Raw genomic sequence first — 26,128 nt, 5'->3', positions numbered from 1 at the left:
GTGGAAGCCGGCGGGTAGGCAGTCGGATCGACGGCGCGCGAAAGAACGCCTCAGCGCTTGGTCGCGCGTTCCGTGCGTCGCCAGACCAGCTTCAGTCCCGACCACACCGCGTCGATCGCGCAGACCTTGACGTCGACCAGGCCGAGCGGCAGCGCGATCGCGCGCACGGTGTCCTCGGTGACGTCGGTCGCCACCTTCGACGCCTTCTTCGGCCACGACACCCAGATCACCCCGGCGGCGGGCAGGGTCTTCGACAACGCGGTGACGTCAGCGGCGAGCTTCGCGGCCGAGACGGCGAACACGTGGGCGAGGTCGTAGGCGGCGCGGGCGCCGACCGGGGCGATCGTACCGGCGTCGGCGCCGACCAGCGCCGCGTAGTCGCCGGGCGCGTGCAGCACGCGCACGCGCATGTGCGGCGCGAGGCCGAGTTTCTGCCACGCCGGTTTGCCGGAGTAGCCGGCGTCGGCACCTGCTGACATCTGTCATCTCCACGGCATGACTGCGACGCCTTGAGGGGCCGCGGCGTCTCCATCAGTCTATGGCAAACTTGATGGTTGGGAGGGCGGATCGGCGACACGCTTCCGCCGACGCAACCGTCGAGCCGGACGGGTGCCCTGCCCGCGGCGACGCTCCGCCGGAGCGGACGGATCGAACGCACGAAACGGCGTCGATTCGAACAAATAGCCAATTTGCAAGTTGTACACAACAGTGCAGCGGCACGGGGAAGACAGTCGAGTGGAAAACAAGGATCTGCTGCACCAGCTGCGCATCGATCGCAGCGAACCGGCCGCGCGCTCGCGCGCGCCGATCTGGATCGCCGCCGCCGTGCTGCTGGCGATCGCGATCGGTGTCGGTACCTGGGTGGCGCTGCACAGCGCGAAAGCGCTCGAAGTCGACGTCGCGACGGCGACCTCGCCGGCCGCCGGCGCCGGCGGCTCGGCCGCCGTGCTGCAGGCGACCGGCTACGTGACGGCGCGGCGCCAGGCGACCGTGTCGGCGCAGATCACCGGCACCCTGACCCAGGTATTGATCGAGGAAGGCGAACGCGTCGAGGCCGGCGACGTGCTGGCCACGCTCGAGGACACCGCGCAGAAGGCCGCGCTGGCGCAGGCGCAGGCGGGTCTGCGCGCGGCGCAGGCGCAGCTCGCGCTGTACCAGGCGCAGCTGGCGCAGAGCCGTCGTGATCTTTCGCGCGCCGAGGATCTGGTCGGGCGCAAGCTGGTGTCGACGCAGTCGGTCGAAGTCGCGCGCACGCAGGTCGCCACGCAGGTCTCGCAGCTGGAAACGCAACGCAAGCAGGTCGAGGTCGCCGAGGCCGGAGTCCGCGCGGCGCAGGTGCAGCTCGACTACTGCACCGTGCGCGCGCCGTTCGCCGGCGTGATCACGGCGAAGGCGGCGCAGGTCGGCGAGATCGTCTCGCCGTTGTCGGCCGGCGGCGGCTTCACGCGCACCGGTGTCGGCACCATCGTCGACATGGATTCGCTCGAGGTCGAAGTCGACGTGACCGAGTCCTACATCAACCGCGTGCAGCCCAAGCAGCCGGCGCAGGCCGTGCTCGACGCCTATCCGGACTGGCAGATCCCGGCCCGCGTGATCGCGATCATCCCGAGCGCCGACCGCGGCAAGGCGACGGTCAAGGTGCGCGTGGCGCTGGAACAGAAGGATCCGCGCATCCTGCCGGACATGGGCGTGCGCGTCTCGTTCATGGAGGAGGCCAGGGCCGCCGGCGCGGCGCCGCCGCCTCCACCGAAGGGCGCGCTGGTACCGGGTTCGGCCATCGTCAAGCGCGACGGCAAGGACACCGTGTTCGCGGTCGAAGGCGACCGCGCGCGCGCCAAGATCGTCACGCCGGGGCAGAGCGTCGGCGACCTGCGCCTGGCCGAAGGCGTCGCCGCCGGCGCGCAGGTAGTGCGGCAGCCGCCGGCCGAACTGGCCGACGGCGCCAAGGTGCGGATCAAGGGCGCGAAATAAGTCTTCGCGGCCTGTCGAAATCGAGGTTTCTCGAACGTCGAGACACAAAGGCGCTCTCCCGAGGCTCCGGAGCCGGGGAAAGCACGAAAGCTAAAAGAAGAGGAGTCAGCGATGGGCAACCTTGTCGAAATCCGCAATCTCAGCAAGACCTACGAACGCGGCAAGCAGAAGGTCGAGGTGCTGCACCACATCAACCTCGACATCGCCGAGGGCGACTTTCTCGCGCTGATGGGGCCGTCCGGCTCCGGCAAGACGACGCTGTTGAACCTGATCGGCGGGCTGGACTCGCCGAGCGAGGGCACCTTGTCGGTCGGCGGCGAGCGCATCGACACCCTGAGCGAGGGCGCGCTGGCGAAGTGGCGCTCGAACCACGTCGGTTTCATTTTCCAGTTCTACAACCTGTTGCCGATGCTGACGGCGCAGAAGAACGTCGAGCTGCCGCTGCTGCTGACCAAGCTTTCCGCCGCGCAGCGCAAGAAGAACGCCTCGATCGCGCTGCAGCTGGTCGGTCTGGCCGAGCGCACCACGCACAAGCCGACCGAGCTGTCCGGCGGCCAGCAGCAGCGCGTGGCGATCGCGCGCGCGATCGTGTCCGATCCGAAGCTGCTGGTCTGCGACGAGCCGACCGGCGACCTGGACCGGCAGTCCGCCGAGGAAGTGCTCGGCCTGCTGCAGACGCTCAATCGCGAGCACGGCAAGACCATCATCATGGTCACGCACGATCCGAAGGCGGCCGAGTACGCGCGGCAGACGCTGCATCTGGACAAGGGCACGCTGGTCGAACAATCCGTCGCGGCGTAGCGCGGACGACCAAACCCTCTCCCGCTCGCGGGAGAGGGCAGGGTGAGGGCGATCGGAGTACGGCGTTTCGGTCCGCACGCGGGAAGCGTCGTCCCAGGAGCGCCCTCATCCGCCTTCGGCACCTTCTCCCGCGAGCGGGAGAAGGGGGAAAGCTAGCGAGGTAACACATGAAATACCTGCATCTCATCTGGGCCGCGCTGTTCCGGCGCAAGACGCGCACGATCCTGACGCTGGTCTCGATCGTCGCCGCCTTCCTTTTGTTCGGCCTGCTCGACGCCGTGCGCATCTCCTTCGACGACGTGGGCAAGTCGGCGAACGGCGCCAAGCGCCTGCAGACCGGCTCGCGCCTGTCGTTCATCCAGACCCTGCCGCTGTCGCTCGAAGCGCGCATCGGCGCGGTCGACGGCGTCGAGATGGTCACCTACGCGAACTGGTTCGGCGGCGCGTACCAGGATCCGCACAACCAGATCTTCTCCTTCGCGGTCGCGCCGAACTACATCGACATGTATCCGGAGATCTCGATCGCGCCGGAGGAGCGCAAGGCGTTCGACACCACGCCGAACGGCGCGGTGGTGGGCGCAGTGCTGGCGCAGAAGTACGGCTGGAAGGTCGGCGACAAGATCCCGCTGCAGTCCAACATCTTCCCGAACAAGGAAGGCTCGAAGAACTGGAACTTCGATCTGGTCGGCATCATCCACTCCAAGGACGAGAAGAACTCCTGGTACGACCAGATGTTCCTCCTGCACTGGAAGAACTTCGACGAGACCACGCCGTACAACCGCGGCACGGTCGGCTGGTACGTCACGCGCGTGACCGACCCGGCCAACGCCGACCGCGTGGCCAAGGCGATCGACGGCCTGTCGGCCAACTCCGACCACGAGACGAAGACGCAGACCGAACAGGCCGCGATGGCGTCGTGGATGAAGAACGTGGCCGACATCGGCCTGATCGTGACGTCGATCATGGGTGCGGTGTTCTTCACCCTGCTGCTGCTGACCGGCAACACGATGATGCAGGCGGTGCGCGAGCGCACGTCCGAGCTGGCGGTGCTGAAGACGATCGGCTTCTCGAACACCAGCGTGCTGTGCCTGGTGCTCGCGGAATCGATCCTGTTGCTACTGCTCGGCGGCCTGATCGGCATCGGCCTGGTCAGCCTGCTGGCGCCGGCGATCACCGCGAACAGCAACGGCATGCTGAACCTGCCGCCGGTGGGCCTCAGCAGCTGGCTGCTCGGCATCGCGCTGATGCTGGCGATCGGCCTGGTCATCGGTGCGCTGCCGGCGCTGCGCGCGATGCGCCTGAACATTGTCGACGCCCTGGCCGGACGTTAGTTCTTCCTAATTAAAAGTGCGGTCAGGACGGCCGCTCTGGCTTTTGCGATCAGGACGATCGCAAGGAGGAAATCCACCATGAAATTTCTGATCGGTCTGATCACCTTCCTCGCCGTCCTGGTTGGCGTCGCGGTGTTCCTCAATCTGCCGTGGATCGCCCTGCTCGCGCTGCTGGTCGTGCTGGCGGCGTGGATGCTGCTGGCGCGCAGCGGCCGCCAGGCCGCCTCGGTGACCGGCATCGGCGTCGCCACCTTGCCGCAGCGGCTCGGTTCGTCGGCGGTCATCGTGATCGGCATCGCCGGCGTCGTCGCCGTGCTGGTGGCGATGCTGGCGATGGCCGAGGGCTACAGCGAAACCCTGCGCCGCAGCGGCAGCGAGGACACCGCGATCGTCATGCGCGGCGCCTCGGCGGCCGAGGTCGCCTCGGTGCTGTCGAAGGACAACGCGCTGGTGATCGAGCAGGCGCCGGGCATCGCCAAGGACGAGCAGGGCAAGCCGATCACCTCGGCGGAGCTGGTCGTCGCGGCGAACCTGCCGATCAAGGGCGGCAACGTCGAGGAGGACTTCGGCAGCGTGCAGCTGCGCGGCATCGGCGACGGTGCCTGGAAGCTGCGGCCGAACGCGAAGATCGTCGCCGGGCGCAAGTTCCAGCCGGGCCTGCGCGAACTGGTCGCCGGCAAGGGCGCGCAGCGCCAGTTCGAAGGCATCGACGTCGATCGCGAGATCAAGCTCGGCAACCAGACCTGGAAGATCGTCGGCATCTTCGAGTCGAAGGACGCGATGGAATCGGAGCTGTGGGGCGACGCCGACGTGATCGGTCCGGCCTACCGCAGCGGCAACAGCCTGAGTTCGGTGTTCGTGCGCCTGACCGGGGCGGACGCGTTCGACGCGTTCAAGGCGTCGCTCGCCTCCGATCCGCGCCTGCAGGTGGATACCAGCACGACGATCGAGTACTTCAGCAAGCAGTCCGAGCAGATCGCGAAGGTGATCACCTTCATCGGCATCGTGGTCGGCGCGATCATGGGCATCGGCGCCGTGTTCGGCGCGCTCAACACGATGTTCGCCGCGGTCGCGACGCGTGCGCGCGAAATCGCCACGCTGCGCGCGATCGGTTTCCGCGGCCTGCCGGTGGTCATCGCGATCATGCTCGAGACGATGCTGCTCGCCTTGATCGGCGGCGCGATCGGCGGCGCCATCGCGTGGGCGCTCTTCAACGGCTACACCGCCTCGACGATGTCCGGCGTCGGCCAGCTCACGTTCGACTTCAAGGTGTCGCCCTCGCTGCTGTGGACCGGCCTCAAGTGGGCGCTGGCGATCGGCTTCATCGGCGGCCTGTATCCCGCGCTGCGCGCGGCGCGCCTGCCGGTGACGACGGCGTTGCGCGAGCTGTAGCCGCTTTCCACCCCGGGACGATATCGTCCCGGGGTGGGTTTCGTTCGCAGGCTACGTTCGTCTCGAGAAAAAGAGCGCTCTCGCAGAGACGCGGAGACGCAGAGGTAAAGATTCTGCTTTTGCTGTTCTCGGCGCTTTCTGCGGCTCCGCGAGAGGCGTTTTCGGAAGGCTCAGGAAGAAGTCTCTCGCGGAAGCGCGATGAAGACTCGGGTTGTTGCCCTTCTCGGCGTCCTCTGCGGCTCTGCGAGAAACCGCTTCCCGGCCCTCCGGCCGCTACGCCTTGCGCTCGCGCGCAAGAGCGATCAACGCGACGCCGCCGAGGATCACCGCCATCGCGACCACGTCGAAGGTGTGCACGGCCTCGCCGCCGAGCAGGGCGCCGAACAGCACCGCCACCGGGGGATTCACGTAGGCGTAGCTGGTCGCCAGCGCGGGACGCACGGTGTTGAGCAGGTACAGATACGCGGTGAAGCCGATGATCGAGCCGAAGGCGCCGAGATAGACCAGTGCCAGCGTCGCGCTCAAGGTCGGTGCGGCGGGCAGGCGCTCGCCGGCGAGCAGGGCGCCGACGAACAGGATCGTGCCGCCCGCCAGCATCTGCGCGGCGGTGTTCATCGCCGCCGGCGGCATGTCGCGACGCTTGCTCCAGACCGAGCCGAACGCCCACGCGGCTGCGGCGACGATCAAGGCGATCGCGCCGACCGGCGTGCCGGCCATGCCGCCGCCGAAGTTGAGCAGGATCACGCCGGCGAAGCCGACGCCGAGGCCGAGCCATTCCATGCGCCGCGGCCAATGGCCGTAGATGCCGCCGAACAAGGCCGCGAACAGCGGCATCGCCGCGACGGCGACCGCGGCGAGCCCCGAATTCACGCTCTGCTCCGCATAGCAGACCAGGCCGTTGCCGAAGCCGAGCAGCAAGGTTCCGGTGGCGGCGGCGTTGAGCCACTGCGCGCGCGTCGGCGCGGCCATGCCGCGCCAGCGCAGGAACGCGTACAGCGCGAAGCCGGCGCAGAGGAAGCGCACGCCGGCCATCAGGAACGGCGGATAGCTGACCAGTGCGACGCGGATCGCCAGATAGGTGGAACCCCAGACCAGGTACAGCGCGATCAGCGCCAGCGGCACCAGCACGCGTGGCGTCAGCAGCGCGGACGGCGGCGCCGTCTCGGCGGAGGCGCAAGACGAAGTGTCGTTCATCGGAATGCGGCGCGGCGGCGCCGAAGGCTCGTTGGGCGGAGAGAGGGCCGAGTGTGAGGATAGGGGCGGTGATGGTTCCTCGCGAGTTCCACTGTCTGCGTCCAGCGAGGAGCCATTCTGCGTTCGAATCGCTGGCGCGCCGGATTGCGATCCGGGGCGCCGGCTCGTCGTTCGTGCAGATACCGGGTCAGGCGCGGGATCCCATCGCGCAGGCTGTTTCCGATGAGTGTTCGAGCGTCCATGTCGCGCAGCCTACGCCCGCGCCGGCACCCGGACTATCGGAATCTTGCGCGATCAGCGCGCGGATTCGCGTGCCGGCGCGCTCTGCACGATGACGTACTCGCCCTCGATGACTCCGGGAGCGGAGCCGCGCGACGGTGCCGCTTTCGCCGCGGCGGGCCGCGGCGTCCCCCGCAGGGCTTTCAGCAGCAGGAAGACGCCTCCGCCGATCGCCAGCGCGACGATCGCGAACAGGCTGAGCGCGATGAATCCCGCCACCACGACCGCGCCGAGCACGGCCACCGCGAACCGCGCGAGCGGATGGCGCGGACGAAAGGTGCGGAACAGGATCATGCCGGTACTCCGTATGCGAAAATCGCGCCCCGTCTTCCGTTTCGAGGAGCCGAACGTCCAGTATGGGAACGGACGGCGCCGGGACAAGTGCTGAAAGTATGAATGCGAACCCGCCGCTGTGCCGGCTCGAGGACATTCCCGACGGTGATGCGATTGCCGCCCGCGTGGAGGCGCCGGCCGGCGCCTGCGAGCTGATCCTGCTGCGCCAGGGCGAGCAGGCGTTCGCGTACCACAACGAGTGCCCGCACCAGGGCCGCCATCTCGACTACGCCCCGGGTCGGTTCCTGGTCCGCGACGGCCGCCTGATCTGCGCCGCGCACGGCGCGACCTTCGCCGTCGACAGCGGCGAGTGCATCGCAGGTCCGTGCCGCGGCAGCCGCCTGGCGCCGGCGCCGATCGAGGTCGTCGACGGCGCCGTCGTCCTGCGCTGAGCGGCGGCTCAGTCGACCTGCACGCGCACGTCCTGGCGCGCGAGCTGCCCGGCGTCGCAGGTGAACGGCTCGGTCATGCCGAGGATCGAACGCGTCGGAATGTGCGAGCCGGTGACGCGCGTCGGCTCGCTCAGGACGTCGACGCGATAGCCCTCCGTGCCCGGCCGCGCGGCACCGTGCACGGTGAATGCCGCCTGCGCGTCGGCGACCGCGAACAGCGATTGGCGGGTGTCGAGATCGACGAGCCGGACGACGGCGTCGCGCAGGGGCCGGCCCTCGAAATCGTAGACCGTGCCGGTGACCTTGCAGCCTTCGGCCAGAGCCGGCGCGCTGCATGCGAACGAGGCGAGAAACAGAGCGGATGCAAAGCGGATGATCATCGGATTTCTCCGTCAGATCGCGTCCCTGCGGGGCCATTCCGCCGCTAGCGTACTCCGTTGCGTGTTGCCGCGATTGCGAAATCGTCAACCGCGCCCGAATACCAGGTTCACCGCCAGCAGCATGACGACGAGCATGAGCACCGTCAGCGGAATGCCGACGCGCAGGAAGTCGCGCCGGCGGTAGCCGCCCGGGCCGGCCACGATCATGATCACCGGGTTCGCGCTCGGCATGATGAACGTGTTGGAGGTCGAGACCGCGACGACCATCGCGTACACGGCCGGGTTGCCGCCGGACGCGAGCGCGACGTTGATCGCCATCGGCACCATCATGACGGCGGCGCCGACGTTGGAGACGATCTGCGAGAACAGCAGCGCCAGGATCGCGACCACCGCCTGCAGGCCCCATTGCGGCCAGTCGCCGAGATAGACCAGCACTTCCTGCGCCAGCCAGGCGGCGGCGCCGGTCGAATCCATCGCCCAGCCGAGCGGAATCAGGCAGGCGAGGGTGAAGATCGTCTTCCAGTTGATCGCGCCGTAGGCCTCGTCCATGTTGAGGACGCCGGTCAGCAGCATGCCGACCGCACCGACCAGCATCGCGACCGAGAGCTTCAGGTCGGTGAACAGGCCCAGGCCCATCGCCAGCGCGAAGAACGCGGCCGCGTGCCAGATCTTGGCCGGCCGCTGCTCGTCCTTCGGGTAGTCGGTGACGACGACGAAGTCGTGCGACTCGGCCGTCTGCGCAAGGTCGCGCCAGAAGCCGTGCAGCACCAGCGTGTCGCCGGCGCGCAGCGCGACCTGGCGCACGTCCTCGCGGAACACCTGCTCGCCGCGGTTGACCGCGAGCACCGAGATGCCGTGCGTCTTGCGCAGGCGCAGCTCGCCGACCGCCTTCTTGATCCAGCGCGAACTCGGCGGAATCACCGCCTCGGCGATGCCGGCGCGGCTCGGATTGAATAGGTCGGCGAAGTTGCGCAGGCGCGTCTGCACCTGGCACAGCTGGTTGTTGGCGAACTCCGCCACCGCCTCGCGCTTGCCGAGCACGCCGAGCACGCTGCCGACCCAGATCATCTGGTCGCCGGGCGGCGCCAGCCGCGCTTCGTTGCCGGTCTTCAGCGCGAGGATCAGCGGCGCGCCGCGCAGCTGCTCGACCTCGCCGACGCTCATGCCGACCAGCGGACTGTCGGTGCTGACGATCAGTTCGGCGACGTCGCCGTCGATGCCGTAGGTCTCGGCGAAGTACGTCTCGGTGCGGCCCGGCGTGACCTTCTGGCGTTCCTCGTCGCTCGGCAGCAGCTTGCGCGTGAACAGCGCGAAATAGGCGAGGCCGGCGAGCAGCAGCGGGATGCCGATCGGCGCGATCGCGAACAGGCTGAAGGTCTGGATCGTCTGCGCGCCGGGCGGCAGGTTGCGGTTCGCGCTGGCGATCAGGTCGTTGAGCAGGATCAGCGGCGAATTGGAGATCATCGTGACGTTGGTGCCGCACAGGATCATGCACGCCATCGGCAGCAGCAGGCGCTTCAGCGGCAGTCCGGTGCGCGCGCTGATGCGGCTGACCACCGGCAGGAACAGCGCCGACAGGGCCTGGCTCTGGATCACCGCGGAGAGGCTGCCGACCATCGCGTTGATCAGCAGCGAGACGCGCGCCTCGACGCCGCCGGCCAGGCGCAGGATGAACGAAGCGGCCTTGCTCAGCACGCCGGTGCGGTCGAGGCCGGCGCCCATGATCATCACCGCGATCAGCGAGATCACGGCGTTGCCGGCGAAGCCGTCGAACAGCTGCTCCACCGGCAGCAGGCGCGTGACGCCGATCACCACGATCACCAGCAGCGCGACCAGGTCGGCGCGAATCCATTCGAGCACCAGCATCAGCACCGTGAACGCGAGCAGCACGAACACGAGGATCATGTTGGTGGTCAGGGGCAGGCCGGCGTCCATTCGGGGCTGGGTTCTTATTCAGTGCCTGACCGTGATCAGGACGTCTTGGGTTTGCGATCGGTCCAGGACCGCCACGCTCCGACCGGGTCGATCCTCTGCGCCGGCTCGATCCTTCCGACGATGCCGTCGCGGCGGTCCCCGGCCGCGCTGGTGATCCTAGGTGCGTTCATGGACGAAATCCCACACGCCGTGGCCGAGGCGCAGGCCGCGGCGTTCGAAATGCGTTTCGATGCGCCAGGGCGGTCGCATCGCCGAATCGTCGTGGCGCGGATCGGCTCGCCACGACGGTGTCGCGGCCAGCGCCTCGCGCATCTGCTCCGCATAGTCGGCCCAGTCGGTCGCCAGATGCAAGCGGCCGCCGCGTTCGACCTTGATCGCGAGCAGTTCGAGAAACTCCGGCTGGATCAGGCGGCGCTTGTGGTGGCGCTTCTTGTGCCACGGATCCGGGAAATAGATGCGCACCTGCGCCAGCGCCGCATCGCCGACCTCCCGCTGCAGCACCTCGACCGCGTCGTGGTTGTACAGGCGCACGTTGGCGACGCCCGCTTCGGCCAGGCCGTTCATCAGCCGGCCGACGCCGGGGCGGTGCACCTCGATGCCGATGAAGTCGTGCGTCGGCTCGGCCTGCGCCGAATGCAGCAGCTGCTCGCCGTTGCCGAAGCCGATTTCCAGCACCAGCGGTGCGCGGCGTCCGAACGCCGCGGCGAAATCACGCGGCGCGCCGTCGCGATCGGCCGGGGAGCAGTCCAAGCCGTAGCTCGACCAATGCTGGTCGAACGCGCGCTGCTGCGCCGGCGTGAATCTGCCCTGCCGCAGCACGAAGCTGCGGATGCGGCGATCGTGCGTTGCCTCGGCGACTTCCTCGTCGGTCGGTCCGGTCATCGCGTTCAGCCGACCAGCCCGTCGACGGGGCTCGACGCCGAGGCGTAGCGCTTGCGCGGAATGCGTCCGGCCAGGAACGCGTGGCGGCCGGCTTCGACCGCGAGCTTCATCGCCTGCGCCATGCGCACCGGATCCTTCGCGCCGGCGATCGCGGTGTTCATCAGCACGCCGTCGCAGCCCAGTTCCATCGCGATCGCCGCATCCGAAGCGGTGCCGACGCCGGCGTCGACCAGCACCGGCACCTTGGCGTTCTCGACGATCTCGAGCAGGTTCCAGCGATTCTGGATGCCGAGGCCGGAGCCGATCGGCGCCGCCAGCGGCATCACGGCGACGCAGCCGATCTCCTCCAGGCGCTTGGCCAGGATCGGATCGTCGGAGGTGTAGACCATGACCTCGAAGCCGTCCTTGACCAGGGTTTCCGCCGCCGCGAGCGTCTGCACCACGTCGGGGAACAGCGTCTTCTGGTCGCCGAGCACCTCGAGTTTCACGAGCTGGTGCCCGTCGAGCAGTTCGCGCGCGAGGCGGCAGGTGCGCACGGCGTCGTCGGCGGTGTAGCAGCCGGCGGTGTTCGGCAGGATCGTGTAGCGCGACGGCGGCAGCACGTCGAGCAGGTTCGGCGCGTGCGGATCCTGGCCGATGTTCGTGCGCCGGATCGCGACGGTGACGATCTCGGCGCCGGCGGCCGCGGTCGCGCGTTCCGTCTCGTCCAGATCCTTGAACTTGCCGGTGCCGGTCAGCAGGCGCGAGCGGTAGGGTTTGCCGGCGATGGTGAGGACGTCGTCGCCGGTGATCGGAGCGTGGGTTCGTGCGTTCATGATGAAGCTCGTGAGGAGAAGTTCGCGGAGGCGCGTCGACGGGTGCCGATCGCGTTCGCCGAGCGCGTGGAAAGACGGCGGCGACCGGTGCGTGCGGTTTCCTGCTTCCGGCTGCGGCGGGTCGGCTTCACGCGCGAGGCCGGGCGCTCAGCCGCCGCCGATCGCGTGGACGATCTCGACGCGGTCGCCGGCGCGCAGCAACTGCTCGGCATGGCGGCTGCGCGGGACGATTTCGCGGTTGATCTCCACGGCGACGCGTCGGTCCGCGTAGCCGGCATCGCGCAGCAGTTGGGTGATCGAGGTGGCGGGGGCGACCTCGCGCTCCTCGCCGTTCAGTGCGATTTTCATGATCGCCATTGTATCGGAGCGTATCGCGCGACTCGAACTCGCCAAAAAAAGACGCCGCGCAGTGCGCGGCGTCGAGGTCTCCTGGTGCGTTGTCCGATCAGCGACGATCCCGGTCGTTGTCCTTGCCGTCGCGGTTACGCTGCGGCGGCTGCGCGCGCTGCTGCTGCTGGGGCGGCGCACTGCGCTGTTGCTGCGGCTGCGGCATGCTGCGCTGCTGCGGCGCCGGAGCATTGCGCGGCTGGTACTGCGGCTGCGGCGCGCTGCGCGGTTGGGATTGCGGCTGCGGTGCGCGCTCCATGCGCGGCATGCTGCGCTGTTCCTGCACCGGCGCGCTGCGCTGCTGGTACTGGGGCTGCGGTGCGCTGCGCGGTTGGTATTGCGGCTGCGGTGCGCGTTCCGTGCGCGGCATGCTGCGCTGTTCCTGCGCCGGCGCGCTACGCGGCTGCGTGTTGCGCGGCTGCTGCGGCACCGGTTGCGTGCGCGGCTGCGGGGCGTTGCGCGGCGTCTGTGTCGAGCCGCGGTCGAACGACGGCGTGGAGCGCGGCGCCTGCTGCGGCTGCGTGCGCGGCTCGTTCGGGGTCTGCTGCGAGCGCGGCGAGAAGCGGCTCGACGGCAGCGCGCCGTCGCGCGTGTTGCCGCGCGCACCGGCGTCCGGCGTCGGACGCGGATTGGCCGGCGTCACCGAACGATTCGGCGTGTCGGTGGCGCCGCGTGCCGGCGGCTGCGAAACCGGTGCGCGGTTGTCGCCGGCTGGGTTTGCGCGCGGCGAGAAGCGCGACGACGGCAGCGCACCGGCGCGATCCGCCGGCGTGGTCGACTGGTCCGGCTGGCCGCGTCCCGGCTGGCCGCGCGCATCGCCACGCGGCGCGTTGATCGCCTCGCGGCTCGGCGGGGTCGCATTGCCGCGTGCCGGCGGCGTGTTCGGCGCGCCGCGGTCGTTGCCGGTGTCGCCCGCACGCTGCGTCGCAGCGTTGCCGCGCATCGGCAGCGGCTGCGGCGCGTTGCGCGCGTTCTGACCGACCACCTGCACGCGCGAGGGCGGCGCGGCGCGTCCGGCGGTCGCGCCGGGGCGCGCCGGGGCGAGTTCGCGCAGCTGGTTGCGGGCGAGCGGCTGCGCGTCGTTGCGCTGGATCGCCTGGATGCGCGAGGCGATCGGCGCCGCCTGCGCCGGCGGTGCGGTACGCGCGATCACGCGGCGGTCGAGCGCGGCGGCTGGCGCCGGGCGGCCGCGGCCGGCGGTGGCGGCGAAGCTGGCGCGTTCCGGCGCGATGCCGACGCGGCTGACCACCTGTGCGTTGCGCAGGTTCGCTTCGTTGATCTGCACGCGCGAGGCGGCCACGGCACGCGAACCGATGAACGCGTCGCGCGGCACCGCGGTGACGGCGTTGACGTTCGTGCGGTAGGCGTAGTTCATGTTCCGGATAGGACGGCCGCGCGAATAGTCGTTGTAGACATTGGTGATATAGGTGTTGTTGATGATCGTGGTGTTGCGCACGTTGACGTTGGTGAAGTAGTTGCGCGAGGCGCGGTACCACGGCACGTAGACGTCGCGCGGGCCGAGCGGGAACCAGCCGACCGGTCCGCCGCCGCCGATGTTCACCGACACGCCCCAGCCGCTGCCGCCGACGAAGCCGACCAGCGCCGGCGCATAGACCGGACGCAGACGGCGCGCGCCCGGGCACCAGCCCCAGCGATTGCCGATGTACGCCCAGCGGCCGTAGTGGAACGGCGCGAAGCCCCACGGCGAGGCGTCCACCCAGCTCCAGCCCCACGGGTCGACCCACGACCAGTGGCCGGAGCGGTACGGCGTCCAGCCCGCCTCGACCGACGTCGGGTACCAGACCGAGCCGTAGTCGCGTTCCTCGCTCCAGCTGCCGTAGTCGTCGAGGTCGGCGTAGCCGATCACCTCGTCGGACACGTAGCGGCTCGACACCGAGCGCTCGTAGCGGTCGTTGCGCGACGAACACCACTGGTCGAAGTCGTCGCGGCGCGGCAGGTCGAAGGTTTCGTAGTCGCGCAGCGCGGAATCGTGGAACTTGTAGGCATTGCCGGCGCGCACGCTGTAGCTGGCGTTGTTCTCGCCGTAGACGTCGCCGGCGCCGTCGAACACGGTCACCATGGTCGAATCGCCTTGCGGCGAGATGTCGATGCGGTAGTCGCCCGGGCGGTCGACCACGAAGGCGAGCGTCGGCGTGTCGATCTCGTAGGACTGGCCGCTGAGCACGCGGCGCACGTGCAGATTCAGCGTGCCCTCGGTCAGCTCGATCTGCGCGATGTTGTCGTCGAGATTGAGCAGGTTGAAGGTGCTGCCCTCGTCGAGGCGGATGTCGGCGGCGCCGATCTGCAGCTCGGCGCGCGAGTCGCGGTCGGCGTAGACCTTGTCGCCGGTGACGACCGGGCGGTTCAGCGAGATCTCCGCCCACTGGTCGTCGCCGGCCGGCTGGAAGCTGACGTTGCCGCGCAGGAAGCTCACGCGCGCGACGCGGTCCGGCGGATCGACGTCGGCCAGCGCGTTGCCGGCGAACAGGGCGAACGCCAGCGTCGCCGCGGCGTACCAGACCCTGAAAATGGAATGACGCGTGATGACCATGAATGCTCTCCTGGAGCCTACGCCAGACGCGGTTGCGGTGGGATTCGCTTTCCCCTTAACGCATCAGCCGCCCGCGCTGACAGGCTGTGCACAATATCAGCGCAATTCGGCTGAATGACGACTTTCCGCCACGGGGCCTTTGCAAGTCCTTGCAGGCCTGCTTAGCGCGGGTTCAGAGGCGCTGCCCGGCGGCTTGTCGCTGCCCGCGGCTGCGGCTACGCTTTGCGCGGTCCGCGGGTGTCGTCTAATGGTAAGACAGCAGCTTCCCAAGCTGCGAACGTGGGTTCGATTCCCATCACCCGCTCCATTACGTTTCCATTCGCATATCCGGAAACGTATCGGCGCGCGCGCTCGGTGGAGGAGCGCTGCCCGAAGGCCTGCGTTTCCGGGAGCAGGTCACCGGTGGTGCCGAGACCGCTACCGCGTCGGCCGACCTTCGCTCTCCTGTCCCGCGTGTCCGTCGGTACGTGCGCGTGCTTTCCCCCGTTCATTGCCGGGTGCGGACCGAAGCGCGGATGCGCCTTCGCGCGGTGCATCGGACGCCGGGTATTCCAGCCATCGCTCGCCGGCCACCACGCGGAACCCGGGCAGGTCGCCGCCCTCGGCGATGCGCTGGAGCGCCGACAGCAGCCGATGCGCAGTCAGCTCGCATCGTCGTTGGCCGCGGCGGGCATCGACGAACAGCTGGAACCAGATGAATCCGGGCGGCGACGCCGGAGCGGGATCCAAGCGGAAGTCGAAACTCAGGTCGGCCAGAATGTCGACCAGGTTCGGCGCGCCTTCGGCGACCTGGATCGTCGCCATGAGACACCACTGGGGAGGTTGAAAGCGGACGGTCGGGTTCATGAGGAAGCACTCTCTTCAGAGCTCAACGATACGCGTCCGGAAAGACAGCGGCGATGCGTTCGGGTTCCCGAAAATTTGGCCTGTCGAAGAAAAATCCGGAAGGAGCGTCTCGCGGTGGCGGGGTCGAGAAAACGTGCCCTTGAAAACTTCCGGAGCGTTCTCAGATGGCGATCTGCGGGCGCCATTCGGGCCCGCCGTGAGGGCGTCGACGATCGGCGCTTCTTCATGCCCATGTTGCTTTGTTCTTCGAGGATATGGCTATGAGGACCACACTCGACTTTTCGCCTCTGTTTCGCACCGGCATCGGCTTCGATCGCGTCTTCGACGCGCTGGACAGCGCGAGCCGCGTTCAACCGTTCGACAACTGGCCGCCCTACGACATCATCAGGCAGGGCGAGGACAGCTACCGCATCGTCATGGCCGTCGCCGGCTTCGACCGGGACGAGCTGACGTTGACCGACCGTCCGAACCTGCTCGTCGTGTCGGGCGCCAAGAAGGGCGGCACGCAAGATTGCGTCTATCTCCACAAGGGCATCGCCGAGCGCGAGTTCGAGCGGCGTTTCGAACTGGCCGACCACGTAAAGGTGGCGAGTGCCTCGCTTCGGAACGGCCTGCTCACCGTCGAACTCCGGCGCGAGGTGCCGGAGGCGCTGAAGCCGCGCAAGATCGAAATCCAAGGCGAAGGCTTCGCGATCCCACGCGGGGAAACGCGGCAGATCGAGTCGTCGAAAGCGGCCTGAGATGTCATAGGCAACAAAGCAGGCAGGTACCCCGACGTCGGCGTGCGACCCGCCGGCGCCGGGGTGCCCGCCGCGCGGATTTCCGAGCACCAGGATTTTCATCGCGCCGCCGCTGGACCCGCCGCCCTCGAGCCTCTGCTTGACCGATCCGGGCGGCCGGTCCATCATCCCGCACACAGCTGCGGCAGAAGCCATAAAACTTTCGTTTTTTCATAGAGTTAAGTGGCGAAAGCTGTTCGCTTCATCCCCCCTCCTGGCGCGCAGCTGTGTCCTCCGACGACTCCCATTTGCTGTCGCCTGCCTCGGCGGCTTCCTGCACGAATCTCGGTTGGCGCGAATGGTTGGCGCTGCCGGCGCTCGGTATCGCCTCGATCAAGGCCAAGCTGGATACCGGCGCGCGCTCGTCGGCGCTGCACGTGGAGGCCTTGGAAACGTTCCATCGCGACGGCGTGCTGCAGGTGCGTTTCGCGGTGCGCCCGCGTCGCCGCGGCAGTCGTCTGGTCGCCTGCGAGGCGCCGGTGCGCGACCGGCGCATGGTGACCGATTCCGGCGGGCATCGCGGTGAGCGGTGGTTCATCGAAACCGACGTCGAACTCGCCGGCCGGCGTTTCGTCACCGAAATAAATCTGACAGACCGCGGCGCGATGCTGTTTCCGCTGCTGCTCGGTCGCAGCGCGCTCGGCGGCCGTTTCGCCGTCGATCCGGCGCTTTCCTATTCCTGTCCCCGACCGTCACGGATCGGGCGAATTCCCATCTGAAGAATTCCCTATGAAGATCGCCATCCTGTCGCGCAACGCGCGTCTGTACTCGACGATACGCCTGGTCGAGGCCGCACGCGCGCGCGGACACAGCGCGCGCGTGCTCGACCCGCTGCGCTGCTACATGCGCATCGCCGCCGGCAAGTTCGAGATGCACTACAAGGGCCGCGTGCTGCGCGGCGTCGACGCGGTCATTCCGCGCATCGGCTCGTCGATCACGTTCTACGGCACCGCCGTCGTGCGCCAGTTCGAGATGATGGGCGTGTATACGCCGAACGGCTCCGACGCGATCCTGCGCGCGCGCGACAAGCTGCGCACGCTGCAGTTGATCGCTCGCGAAGGCATCGATCTGCCGACCACGGTGTTCGGCGACAACCCGGACGACACCGCCGACCTGCTCGCGATGCTCGGCGACCCGCCGCACGTGATCAAGCTCAACGAAGGTGCGCAGGGGCAGGGCGTGCTGCTGGCCGAGAAGCGCTCCGCCGCGCAGGGCATGATCGAGGCCTTCCGCGGCCTCTACGCGAACTTCCTCGTGCAGGAGTTCATCCGCGAGGCGAAGGGCGCCGACCTGCGCTGCTTCGTGGTCGGCGGCAAGGTCATCGCCGCGATGCAGCGGCAGGCGCCGGACGGCGAGTTCCGCGCCAACCTGCACCGCGGCGCCAAGGCGAGCGCGGTGGAACTGAGCGAGATCGAAGCGACCACCGCCGTGCGCGCGGCACGACTTCTGGGACTGGGAATCGCCGGCGTCGATTTGCTGAGATCGAGCCGTGGCCCGCTGGTGGTCGAGGTCAATTCCTCGCCGGGGCTGGAAGGCATCGAGGGCGCTTCGGGAGTCGACGTCGCGGCCAAGATCGTCAAGAGCCTGGAGCGCGCCCTACAACAAAAGAAGCCCGTTTTGAAGAGCCGGAAGTAAAGGGCTTGCAATCCTACGAAGTATGTCGTTGACACCTTTTCAAGGGAGGCATAGCATGCATACGAGGCTGGTCGTACGATGGAATGTCATGAAACTCCGCTCGCTGACGCTGCTCCTGTCGCTGGCCTGCGCCGGTTCGGCGCTGGCGGAATCGCCGGAGGCGGTCGTCAATGCGGACACGCCGCAGAAGCTGGCCGAAACGAAGGCTTCGGTCGAAGGTGAAATGGCGGCCGGAGGGCGGTACGAGTTCATCGAGCCGGAAAAGCGCCAGCAGGTCGAAGCGTTGTTCCACGACATGCAGGGCATGTTGGAGAAGGACGGTTCGGTCGCCGCGATGCGGGAGCCCGAACGGTTGCAGCTGTTCAACCTGCAGGAAAAGTTGAACGGCGTGCTGACCGGTTCGGACAGCCAGCGCCTGGTCTGCGAGAAGAAAGCGCCGATCGGCGCGCTGGTCCCGGTGAAGACCTGTCGCACCTACGGCGAGATCGAGCGGCAGCGGCGCAGCAAGGATCGCTACTTCACGGAAATGAAGAAGCGCAGCCAGTCGGTGCATGGGGACTAGCGGGAAAGGTCGGCGGGGCCGGTTCGATCGAACGCCCCGTTTTCAGTGGTCTATTTGAATTCAGTGAGGATGGTATGTCGGTGAAGTCGTTCGGGCTCGTTCTGGCGCTGGTCGCCTGCGGTTTTGCTGGGCCGGCGGTCGCGAAACGCGGCGAGACGTCGTGGGCCGTCAAGGCGGATACGCCGGCGGCATTCGAGGAGCAGGCCGCGCAGGTCCGCGAGGACATGCAGGAGTCGGGGCAGTACGGCGACATCAGCGCGGCGGACCGCAAAGCGGTGGAAGCCGACCTGGAGAAGATCGGCGCGTTGCTCAAGAGCAAGGGGTCGGCCAATGCGCTCAACGACGGCGAGCAGGTGGAACTGGCCAATGCCCAGGAGCGCGTGAATGCGATCCTGACCCGCAACGACGGCGACCGCCTGGTCTGCACGTACGAGCGCCGTTCCGGTTCGAACTTCAAGTACAAGACCTGCATGACGGCGAGCCAGCGTGAAAGCGTGCGCCGCAAGAGCCAGGACGGCTATCAGAACCAGCTGATGAAGGGCGGCGGCAGCCAGGCGATGGGCAACTGACGCGCCTGGATCGTCGTCGCGGGCGACGAGGCCGGCTGCCGCCGGCCGTGCTTTCCGAAGGTCTCGTCGAGCGAGCCGACTCGAATCGTCGAGCGATTGAGCCGGTTGGATCGGCGGATCCAGCCCGTAATCCACGAGGATAGGTCGACATGACGATGAAATCGCTTGGGCTCGCGGTGGCGCTCATTGCATGCGGGTTCGCAAGCACAGCGGTTGCGAAACGCGGCGAGGCGGCCTGGACCTTCAAGGCCGATACACCGGCCGCTTTCGCCGAGCAGGCGACCAAGGTGCGCGAAGGAATGCGCCCGTCTGGACCTTATGCCGGCATCAGCGCCTCGGATCGCCGCGTGGTGGAATCCGAACTCGACAAAATCGGCGCCTTGCTCGAGCGAAAAGGCTCGGCCAGCGCGCTCAGCGACGGCGAGCAGGTCGAACTGGCCAATGCCCAGGAGCGAGTGAACGCGATCCTGACCCGCAACGACGGCGACCGGCTGGTCTGTACGTATGAACGGCGCTCGGGCTCGAATTTCAAGTACAAGAACTGCATGACCGCCAGCGAGCGCGAGCGCACCCGTCAGAAGAGCCAGGAAGGAATGGACCGGCTGACCCGCCAGCAGCCGGTTCCGGATTTGAAGCAGAGATAGGTCCGCTCTGGGTTACCATCTGCAACCCACCCCATCGCCGCCGCCAAGGGAGACCTTTCCGATGACTCCACCGCGCAAGCCGATCGAAGTTCCCAAGCCGACCGAAGCCGAGTTGGCGATCTTGAACGTCCTCTGGGAAAACGGCGAAGGGACGGTACGCGACGTCTACCAGGAGCTGTATCGCGACGACGGCGGCGGCTACACGACGGCTTTGAAGCTGCTGCAGATCATGCACGCGAAGGGCCTGGTGGAGCGCGACGATTCGCAGCGCGCCCACGTCTACCGACCGGCGGTGAACAAGGAGCGTACGCAGAAGCGCTTCCTGACCGACATGGTGCAGCGCGTGTTCGACGGTTCGCCTTCGCAACTGGTTCTGCAGGCGCTCGGCGGCCGGCCACGCGCGACACGCGAGGAACTGGACGAGATCCGCGCCTTGCTCGACCGGCTGGATGGAGGCAAATCATGACCTTGTCGCAGATGGCGCAGCTGCCATGGATGCAGGCGCTGGGATGGACCCTGCTGCACTTCATCTGGCAGGGCGCTCTGGTCGGTGTCGTATTCGCGGGCCTGCGTTCGCTGATTCCCGCCAGCCATTGCAATGCGCGGTATGCCAACGGCCTGGCCGCACTGGCGCTTCTGCTGGCCTTCCCGCTGATCACGCTGTTCGCGATGCTGCGTCCGGAAATGCAGTCGGAAGCGGTGTTGCCGGGCGCGGCGGAGGCGATGTCGACCGTCACGGTCGCTGCTGCGGCGACGCACTCCACTGCGTTGTCGATGATGGACATTGCACTGCAATGGATCGTCTGCCTATGGGTGGCCGGGGTGCTGCTGATGGCGTACCGGTCCTGGTACCAGTGGCGTTCGCTGGTGCAGATCGCGCGCAAGTGGTCGCAGTCCAATCCCGAACTGGAAGCGGCGCTGCTCGCCTTGGCCGGGCGCTTCGAATTCATGCGCCGGATCAAGGTGCTGGTTTCCGACCACATCGACACGCCGATCCTGATCGGCTGGTTCAAGCCGGTGATCCTGCTGCCGACCGCGGTCGTGCTGGGTTTTCCGCGCCAGCAAATCGAACTGATTCTCGCTCACGAACTCGGCCATCTGCGCCGTTACGACCACGTCGTCAATCTCGTGCAGGCGATGGTCGAGACGCTGCTTTTCTATCACCCGGTCGTGCACTGGATTTCGCGCGAGGTCCGCAACGAGCGTGAGATCTGCTGCGACACCCTGGTATTGCACAAGACCTCCAGCGATCCGCGCGAATACGCGCGCACGCTGGCTGCACTGGAGGAGCTTCGCCAACCGCCGGCCCAGCTGGCGCTGGCGGCGACCGGCGGCGTTCTGCTCGATCGCGTGCGCCGCATCCTCGGCGGCCAGCGCGGCACGATGAAGCGCTCGGGACGCTGGCCGTGGCTGTTCGCGATTGCCGGCGCGGCGATCGCCTTCCTGGTGGCGATGCGGGTCGAGCAGCGCGAGCCGGTGCAGGTCGCCGGATTCGAATTGCTGCTGGAGCGTCCGGTGCTGGCCGAGCTGGTTCCGACGAGGTTTGCGGCCCAGCCAGTTCGCCCACGTCTGCTCCTGCCGGTGCGCGACAGCGATCCACCGCAGCACCATCCGGGCGAAGCGTCGCGGATCGACGCTCCGCCGCCGGCGAAGCTCGAAGAGCCGCGCATTGCCGCGACGTCGCCGCAGGCCGAAGCCGCATTGCCGACGCCGTCACAGAACGCCGTGAAGGAAGACGCGGCGATCGCCACGGCTCCGACCGCGACGATGGCGGCTGCCGCCGATGCGCCTGCTCCGACGCAGCCGGACGCGGCCCCCGCGGCACTGGCGGTCGCCGACGTGTCGACCCAGATCGCTTCGGCGCCGGTCGCTCCTGCGCCGGTGGAGAAGGAGAAGAAGTCGGCGCCGTTGGCGATCCACACGGTCTCGCCGGAATATCCGGAGTCCTCCCCGTCGAGTCGGGCCGAGCGGGTCAAGCTCGAGTTCTCGATCTCCTCCGACGGTAGCGTGCGCGACGTGCGCGTCGCTTCCGACCAGCCGATCGCGTTCGCTCGCGCGGCCGAGCGCGCATTGAAGCAGTGGCGGTTCCAGCCGGGTACGTTCGCCCAGTCGGGCAAGAAGCGCTATGCGCAGACCTTCGTGTTCGCTTCGCCGCGGAGCGAGGGCGAAACCGCCGACGCCGGTTGCGAGCGCCGCACGGGTTCGCGCCTGTGCCGTCGTCCGAACGAATCGGGCATCGACGCGCTGGCGCCGCAGAACGACAGCCGTACCGCCGAAACGGAAGCCACGTGCGATCGGTCGCTCGGCTCGCGCATCTGCAACGGCTCGGTGAAGCTCAACATTCAAGTCATGGACAACCTCAAGCAGGTCGTGCAGTCGCCTTATTCCGGCACGACCCGGGGCGGTTAACGGAAGGCTCAGAGCGGTTTAACGACACCTTAATTCCCGGATGCCTATAGTCGGTCCACTGTAGTTTGCTCGACACTCCTAAGTCAGGTCAGGTGACTGGCGAATTACGGTAATCGGGGCAGTAGCTTTTTGGCCCAAGCGAGGCGCGTTCCCCCAATGGCGCCTCCTTGGGCCATTTTCTTTTGTGTAGACGCATCCGTGCGATTCGTCACGGATCGCGCCGGCCTCGATGCTGATCCACCACCGAAGTCTTCGCTTTCGCTGGATCCAGCAGCGGCCGCCCGTCGCATTTCCCATTGCCCGCATTTTCGAGCGGGTGCCAGCGGTTGACCTTTCGGAGAATCGTTCGCATTTCACGCGGAACTTTCCCCGGACAACCATGCTCCGCATCCGGATGATTTCCGCGTTAAAGTAAACACCATGCGCATTCTCGTTATCGAAGACAACAGCGACATCGCCGCGAACATCGGTGATTTCCTCGCCGACAAGGGCCACGTGGTCGATTTCGCCGGCGACGGCGTGACCGGCCTGCATCTGGCCGTGGTCAACGACTTCGACGTCATCGTGCTCGACCTAGGCCTGCCCGGCATGGACGGCCTGGAGGTCTGCCGCAAGCTGCGGCAGGAAGCCAAGCGGCAGACGCCGGTGATGATGCTCACCGCCCGCGACACGCTGGACAACAAGCTGACCGGCTTCGATTCCGGCGCCGACGACTACATGGTCAAGCCGTTCGCGCTGCAGGAGCTGGCGGCGCGGCTGGAAGTGCTGGGTCGCCGCGGCAAGGGCAACAAGAGCCGACTGCTGCAGCTGGCCGATCTCACCTACAACCTCGACACGCTGACGATCAGCCGGGCCGGCAAGCCGATCCAGTTGAATCCGATCGGCCTCAAGCTGCTGCAGTCGCTGATGGAAGCCGCGCCGTCGGTCGTCACGCGACAGGAACTCGAGACGCGCGTCTGGGGAGAGGAATTGCCGGACAGCGATTCCTTGCGCGTACACATTCACGGCCTGCGGGCGGCGATCGACAAGCCGTTCGACAAGCCGCTGATCCAGACGCGTCACGGCATCGGCTACCGCATGGTCGATCCGGATGCGCTACCGACGTAGGCTGCGCAGCCGCATCATCATCTCGTTCGCGCTGTTCGGACTGGGCCTGACCGCCCTGTTCGCGGCTGCGACGATCTACCTGCGCGCGCGGCTCGAAGACCAGCTGATCAACAACACGCTGCAGCGCGAGCTGAAGAACTTCGTCGACTTCAAGCGCGACAATCCCGATCCGAACGCGCTCTGGGGCATGAGCCTGTACGACGCGGTGATCGTCAGAGCCGGCCGTTCCGCGACCTTGCCGCTGACGTGGCAGAAGTTCGATTCCGGCGTCTACGACATCGAGGAGATCGGGCGCGAAGGCAAGAACCGTCCGTACCGGCTCGCCGTGTACAAGGACGCCGACTACTGGGCCTATCTCCGCTTCGACCTCAGCACGCAGAAGCTCAACGAGCGCCAGCTGCTCACCGCGCTCGGCGCCGCGGTCTTCCTGTTCGCGATCTTCTCGCTGGTGATCGGCTTCTGGCTGTCGGCGCGCGTGATGAGTCCGGTGATCGCCCTGGCGCGGCGCGTGCGCGCGATGAGCCGCAGCGGCCAGCCGGAACTGCTGAAGAAGCATTTCGCCGACGACGAGGTCGGCGAGCTGGCCTCGGTACTCGACGACTATTCCACGCGCCTGACCGAAATCGTGCAGCGCGACCGCGAGTTCAACGCCGACGTCAGCCACGAACTGCGCACGCCGCTGTCGGTCATCGCCAGCACGACCGAACTGCTGCAAGGATCGCCCGATCTCAGCGACAAGCTGCGCGAGCGCCTCAAGCGCATCGAGCGCGCGGTGCGCCAGTCGAGCGAACTGATCGACGCGCTGCTGCTGCTGTCGCGCCGCGAGCGTCAGGCGCCGACCGACGGCGACAGCACCGACGTCGCCCGAATCGTCGAGCAGGTCGTCGACGCGCAGCGGCCGCATCTGGCGAACAAGCCGGTCGAGGTGCGCGTGGAGATCGATCAGCCGCTGGCGACGGCGGCGCCGTCGTCGGTGGTCGCGGTCGCGCTCAGCAACCTGATCGGCAATGCGTTCAAGTACACGCCGGCCGGCGAGGTCATCGTGACGGTCGGCTACGGCCGCGTGACGGTCGAGGACAGCGGGCCCGGCATCAACGCCGAGGACGCCGAGAAGCTGTTCGAGCGCGGCGTGCGCGGCACCACCGTCGGCAAGGGCGGCGGCCTGGGCCTGGCGATCGTACGCCGGCTGTGCGACCTCTACGGCTGGAAGGTATCGCTCGCGCCACGCCCGCAGGGCGGCGCGACGGCGACGCTGGAGTTCGATCGCAGTTAGTGGCGAGCGCTGCTCTTCAGGGGCGAACAAGAAGATGTCTCGCAGAGACGCAGAGAACGCAGGGAAAAGACAAAGCCTGATCTTCTCTCCGCGTTCTCTGCGCCTCTGCGAGAAAAAGCTCCCGCTCGACCGCGCCCGTAAGCTAGGACGCTCGAATCTCAGACCGGCTCGAGCCAGCCCCACTGATCCTTCGTCGATCCCTCGAAGAGGCCGAAGAACAGCTTCTGCATGCGCGCAGTGACGGGGCCGGGCTTGCCAGCGCCGACGGGCTTGCCGTCGACCGAACGGATCGGCGTGATCTCCGCCGCGGTGCCGCACATGAACAGCTCGTCGCACAGATACAGGTATTCGCGCGGCAGGTCGCGCTCGACGACCTCGATGCCGTTTTCGCGGGCGAGCGTGATCAGGGTGTTGCGCGTGATGCCGTTGAGCAGCGCCGCGCTGACCGGCGTGGTGTGCAGCGCGCCGTCGAAGACCAGGAACAGATTCTCGCCGGCGCCTTCGCTGAGCAGGCCGGTCGACGCCAGCGCGATGCCTTCGCCGAACCCGAGCCGGCGCGCTTCGCGCGCGACCAGCTGGCCGGACAGATAATTGCCGCCGGCCTTGGCGCCGGCCGGGATCGTGTTCGGCGCGAAGCGCTGCCAGCTCGACACGCAGGCGTCGATGCCCTGTTCGAGCACGCCCGCGCCGAGATAGGGGCCCATGAACCAGGACGCCACCGCGACGTCGGTCGGCGTCTCCGCGCTGAGGCCGAATCCGCCGAGTCCGCGGTAGGCGACCGGGCGCAGATACGCCTTGGTCAGGCCGTTCGCCTTGATGACCTCGCGACACGCGGCGTTGATTTCCTCCAGCGTGTACGGAATGGCGATGTCGTAGATCTTGGCCGACAGGAACAGGCGCTTGATGTGATCGGTCAGCCGGAAGATCGCCGGGCCGTTCGGCGTCTCGTAGCTGCGGATGCCCTCGAACACCGACGAGCCGTAGTGCAGCGCGTGCGCCATGACGTGCACGGTCGCTTCGGCCCAGGGTTTGATGCGACCGTTGTGCCAGATGTGATCGGGATACTGCTGCGCCATGTGCGGGCCCGCCGGGCGTGGGGAAACGCCCATGATACCAGCGGCGGTTCGGCGGCCTACCAGGTCAGCCAGTAGCAGCCGGATTCGAGCAGGACGCCGAAGCGATGCTCGCGCACGCCGTCCTGCTCGTTGCTGCCGGTGCGCACGCGCAGGGAATCGGCAGCCGATGCCGCCGCGTCCGGTTCGCCGCCGTCCGCCTCGATCGCCAGCAACGGGCGCTGCGCGAGCTGGCGCAGCTGCCCCAGGCGCGATCCGGCTTCGCCGCCGCCGATGCCCTGCCAGCGGATCAGGCCGGCGAGGGCATTGGCGTCCTTGCGCGCGATGGCCGCGCCGATGCGCTGGCGCAGTTCGGCCGAGGAAGCCGGGCAGGCGGCCGTCGCGGATGCCTCTCCGACCGGCAACTGCGTCGCCGCCGCGGCTTCGGTCGCGCACGGCAGTCCGGAGAAGACGATCTCGCCGCGCGCGCCGACGCAGCGGTGCACGCGCTGGCCGGACTCCTGCGCGTCGACGGGGCGGGGGACGGCGATGGCCGTGGCGAGCATCCAGCCGGCGAGAAGGAACGAACGGACCATGCGCGCAGGCTAG

27 protein-coding genes and 1 tRNA gene are annotated in these 26,128 nt (G+C 67.8%); 16 read left to right on the top strand and 12 right to left on the bottom strand.

The genetic code is table 11. The features are described from left to right. Nucleotides 1-50: 50 nt before the first annotated feature. On the bottom strand, nucleotides 51-479 hold the full coding sequence (locus J7520_RS17185; RefSeq protein WP_291190961.1) for a DUF3052 domain-containing protein: 429 nt from the start codon (nucleotides 477-479) through the stop codon (nucleotides 51-53). Nucleotides 480-735: 256 nt separating this feature from the next. Here J7520_RS17185 and J7520_RS17180 point away from each other — a divergent pair, with 256 nt between their 5' ends. The 4 genes from J7520_RS17180 (at nucleotide 736) to J7520_RS17165 (ending at nucleotide 5,495) form a co-directional block, all read left to right on the top strand. Then, nucleotides 736-1,971, top strand: coding sequence for an efflux RND transporter periplasmic adaptor subunit (locus J7520_RS17180; RefSeq protein ID WP_291190958.1), 1,236 nt, complete (start codon nucleotides 736-738; stop codon nucleotides 1,969-1,971). A gap of 111 nt (nucleotides 1,972-2,082) precedes the next feature. Continuing rightward, nucleotides 2,083-2,772, top strand: a complete 690-nt coding sequence (locus J7520_RS17175; protein WP_291190955.1) for an ABC transporter ATP-binding protein — start codon at nucleotides 2,083-2,085, stop codon at nucleotides 2,770-2,772. A gap of 167 nt (nucleotides 2,773-2,939) precedes the next feature. Beyond that, on the top strand, nucleotides 2,940-4,103 hold the full coding sequence (locus J7520_RS17170; RefSeq protein WP_291190952.1) for an FtsX-like permease family protein: 1,164 nt from the start codon (nucleotides 2,940-2,942) through the stop codon (nucleotides 4,101-4,103). Nucleotides 4,104-4,181: 78 nt separating this feature from the next. Further along, nucleotides 4,182-5,495 (top strand): ABC transporter permease, encoded by a 1,314-nt coding sequence (locus tag J7520_RS17165; RefSeq protein WP_291190949.1) that lies wholly within the window; start codon nucleotides 4,182-4,184, stop codon nucleotides 5,493-5,495. A 273-nt stretch (nucleotides 5,496-5,768) separates the two neighbouring features. Here the strand turns inward: J7520_RS17165 and yedA are convergent, their stop codons facing one another. After that, nucleotides 5,769-6,689, bottom strand: a complete 921-nt coding sequence (yedA, locus tag J7520_RS17160) for a drug/metabolite exporter YedA (RefSeq protein ID WP_291190947.1) — start codon at nucleotides 6,687-6,689, stop codon at nucleotides 5,769-5,771. A gap of 294 nt (nucleotides 6,690-6,983) precedes the next feature. Further along, complete coding sequence (locus J7520_RS17155) at nucleotides 6,984-7,262, bottom strand: hypothetical protein (RefSeq protein WP_291190944.1); 279 nt, start codon at nucleotides 7,260-7,262, stop codon at nucleotides 6,984-6,986. 98 nt (nucleotides 7,263-7,360) lie between these two features. On the opposite strand from J7520_RS17155, the gene J7520_RS17150 reads away from it, so the two are divergent. Then, nucleotides 7,361-7,693, top strand: coding sequence for a Rieske 2Fe-2S domain-containing protein (locus J7520_RS17150; RefSeq protein ID WP_291190941.1), 333 nt, complete (start codon nucleotides 7,361-7,363; stop codon nucleotides 7,691-7,693). An 8-nt stretch (nucleotides 7,694-7,701) separates the two neighbouring features. Here the strand turns inward: J7520_RS17150 and J7520_RS17145 are convergent, their stop codons facing one another. The 6 genes from J7520_RS17145 to J7520_RS17120 form a co-directional block, all read right to left on the bottom strand. Further along, nucleotides 7,702-8,073 carry a hypothetical protein gene (locus tag J7520_RS17145; protein WP_291190938.1) on the bottom strand — a complete coding sequence of 124 codons (372 nt, stop codon included), beginning with the start codon at nucleotides 8,071-8,073 and terminating at the stop codon, nucleotides 7,702-7,704. A gap of 84 nt (nucleotides 8,074-8,157) precedes the next feature. Next, nucleotides 8,158-10,008 carry an SLC13 family permease gene (locus J7520_RS17140; protein WP_291190935.1) on the bottom strand — a complete coding sequence of 617 codons (1,851 nt, stop codon included), beginning with the start codon at nucleotides 10,006-10,008 and terminating at the stop codon, nucleotides 8,158-8,160. Between the two features lie 156 nt (nucleotides 10,009-10,164). After that, the gene (gene trmB / locus J7520_RS17135) at nucleotides 10,165-10,890 is read right to left on the bottom strand and encodes a tRNA (guanosine(46)-N7)-methyltransferase TrmB (RefSeq protein ID WP_291190932.1); all 726 of its coding nucleotides are present in this window, start codon (nucleotides 10,888-10,890) and stop codon (nucleotides 10,165-10,167) included. Nucleotides 10,891-10,895: 5 nt separating this feature from the next. Next, nucleotides 10,896-11,705, bottom strand: a complete 810-nt coding sequence (locus tag J7520_RS17130) for a thiazole synthase (protein ID WP_291190929.1) — start codon at nucleotides 11,703-11,705, stop codon at nucleotides 10,896-10,898. Nucleotides 11,706-11,852: 147 nt separating this feature from the next. Then, nucleotides 11,853-12,053, bottom strand: a complete 201-nt coding sequence (gene thiS / locus J7520_RS17125; protein WP_291190926.1) for a sulfur carrier protein ThiS — start codon at nucleotides 12,051-12,053, stop codon at nucleotides 11,853-11,855. A gap of 97 nt (nucleotides 12,054-12,150) precedes the next feature. Then, nucleotides 12,151-14,643 carry a DUF6600 domain-containing protein gene (locus J7520_RS17120; protein WP_291190923.1) on the bottom strand — a complete coding sequence of 831 codons (2,493 nt, stop codon included), beginning with the start codon at nucleotides 14,641-14,643 and terminating at the stop codon, nucleotides 12,151-12,153. Between the two features lie 233 nt (nucleotides 14,644-14,876). On the opposite strand from J7520_RS17120, the gene J7520_RS17115 reads away from it, so the two are divergent. Further along, nucleotides 14,877-14,950, top strand: a tRNA-Gly gene (locus J7520_RS17115). A 110-nt stretch (nucleotides 14,951-15,060) separates the two neighbouring features. Here J7520_RS17115 and J7520_RS17110 read toward each other — a convergent pair. Continuing rightward, nucleotides 15,061-15,489 (bottom strand): hypothetical protein, encoded by a 429-nt coding sequence (locus tag J7520_RS17110; protein ID WP_291190920.1) that lies wholly within the window; start codon nucleotides 15,487-15,489, stop codon nucleotides 15,061-15,063. Nucleotides 15,490-15,728: 239 nt separating this feature from the next. On the opposite strand from J7520_RS17110, the gene J7520_RS17105 reads away from it, so the two are divergent. The 10 genes from J7520_RS17105 (at nucleotide 15,729) to J7520_RS17060 (ending at nucleotide 24,467) form a co-directional block, all read left to right on the top strand. Beyond that, nucleotides 15,729-16,229 carry an Hsp20 family protein gene (locus J7520_RS17105; RefSeq protein WP_291190917.1) on the top strand — a complete coding sequence of 167 codons (501 nt, stop codon included), beginning with the start codon at nucleotides 15,729-15,731 and terminating at the stop codon, nucleotides 16,227-16,229. Between the two features lie 287 nt (nucleotides 16,230-16,516). Next, nucleotides 16,517-16,987: a RimK/LysX family protein gene (locus J7520_RS17100; RefSeq protein ID WP_291190914.1), complete on the top strand. Its 471-nt coding sequence runs from the start codon at nucleotides 16,517-16,519 to the stop codon at nucleotides 16,985-16,987. Nucleotides 16,988-16,997: 10 nt separating this feature from the next. Further along, on the top strand, nucleotides 16,998-17,903 hold the full coding sequence (gene rimK / locus J7520_RS17095) for a 30S ribosomal protein S6--L-glutamate ligase (protein ID WP_291190911.1): 906 nt from the start codon (nucleotides 16,998-17,000) through the stop codon (nucleotides 17,901-17,903). Between the two features lie 88 nt (nucleotides 17,904-17,991). Beyond that, complete coding sequence (locus J7520_RS17090; RefSeq protein WP_291190908.1) at nucleotides 17,992-18,465, top strand: hypothetical protein; 474 nt, start codon at nucleotides 17,992-17,994, stop codon at nucleotides 18,463-18,465. Between the two features lie 80 nt (nucleotides 18,466-18,545). Continuing rightward, on the top strand, nucleotides 18,546-19,034 hold the full coding sequence (locus J7520_RS17085; protein ID WP_291190904.1) for a hypothetical protein: 489 nt from the start codon (nucleotides 18,546-18,548) through the stop codon (nucleotides 19,032-19,034). A 149-nt stretch (nucleotides 19,035-19,183) separates the two neighbouring features. Next, nucleotides 19,184-19,678, top strand: coding sequence for a hypothetical protein (locus tag J7520_RS17080; RefSeq protein WP_291190901.1), 495 nt, complete (start codon nucleotides 19,184-19,186; stop codon nucleotides 19,676-19,678). Between the two features lie 61 nt (nucleotides 19,679-19,739). Beyond that, a complete protein-coding gene (locus J7520_RS17075) occupies nucleotides 19,740-20,144 on the top strand; it encodes a BlaI/MecI/CopY family transcriptional regulator (protein ID WP_291190898.1) in 405 nt (134 codons plus the stop codon). Then, entirely contained in the window at nucleotides 20,141-22,087 is a 1,947-nt protein-coding gene (locus tag J7520_RS17070; protein WP_291190896.1) for a M56 family metallopeptidase, read from the top strand. Before J7520_RS17075 ends, J7520_RS17070 begins: the two co-directional genes overlap by 4 nt. Before the next feature lie 420 nt (nucleotides 22,088-22,507). Beyond that, nucleotides 22,508-23,194: a response regulator transcription factor gene (locus J7520_RS17065; RefSeq protein ID WP_291190893.1), complete on the top strand. Its 687-nt coding sequence runs from the start codon at nucleotides 22,508-22,510 to the stop codon at nucleotides 23,192-23,194. Continuing rightward, on the top strand, nucleotides 23,178-24,467 hold the full coding sequence (locus J7520_RS17060; RefSeq protein ID WP_291190891.1) for a HAMP domain-containing sensor histidine kinase: 1,290 nt from the start codon (nucleotides 23,178-23,180) through the stop codon (nucleotides 24,465-24,467). Before J7520_RS17065 ends, J7520_RS17060 begins: the two co-directional genes overlap by 17 nt. A 158-nt stretch (nucleotides 24,468-24,625) precedes the next feature. Here J7520_RS17060 and J7520_RS17055 read toward each other — a convergent pair whose 3' ends face one another. Further along, on the bottom strand, nucleotides 24,626-25,543 hold the full coding sequence (locus J7520_RS17055; RefSeq protein ID WP_291190888.1) for a branched-chain amino acid transaminase: 918 nt from the start codon (nucleotides 25,541-25,543) through the stop codon (nucleotides 24,626-24,628). Between the two features lie 56 nt (nucleotides 25,544-25,599). Further along, a complete protein-coding gene (locus J7520_RS17050) occupies nucleotides 25,600-26,115 on the bottom strand; it encodes a hypothetical protein (protein WP_291190884.1) in 516 nt (171 codons plus the stop codon). Nucleotides 26,116-26,128: the final 13 nt, after the last annotated feature.

The sequence above is a fragment of the Dokdonella sp. genome (genome assembly GCF_017744955.1).
Classification (GTDB): Bacteria; Pseudomonadota; Gammaproteobacteria; order Xanthomonadales; family Rhodanobacteraceae; genus Dokdonella_A.
The sequence above is the reverse complement of the archived record's forward strand: the minus strand, read 5'-3'. Positions and strand labels throughout refer to the sequence as shown.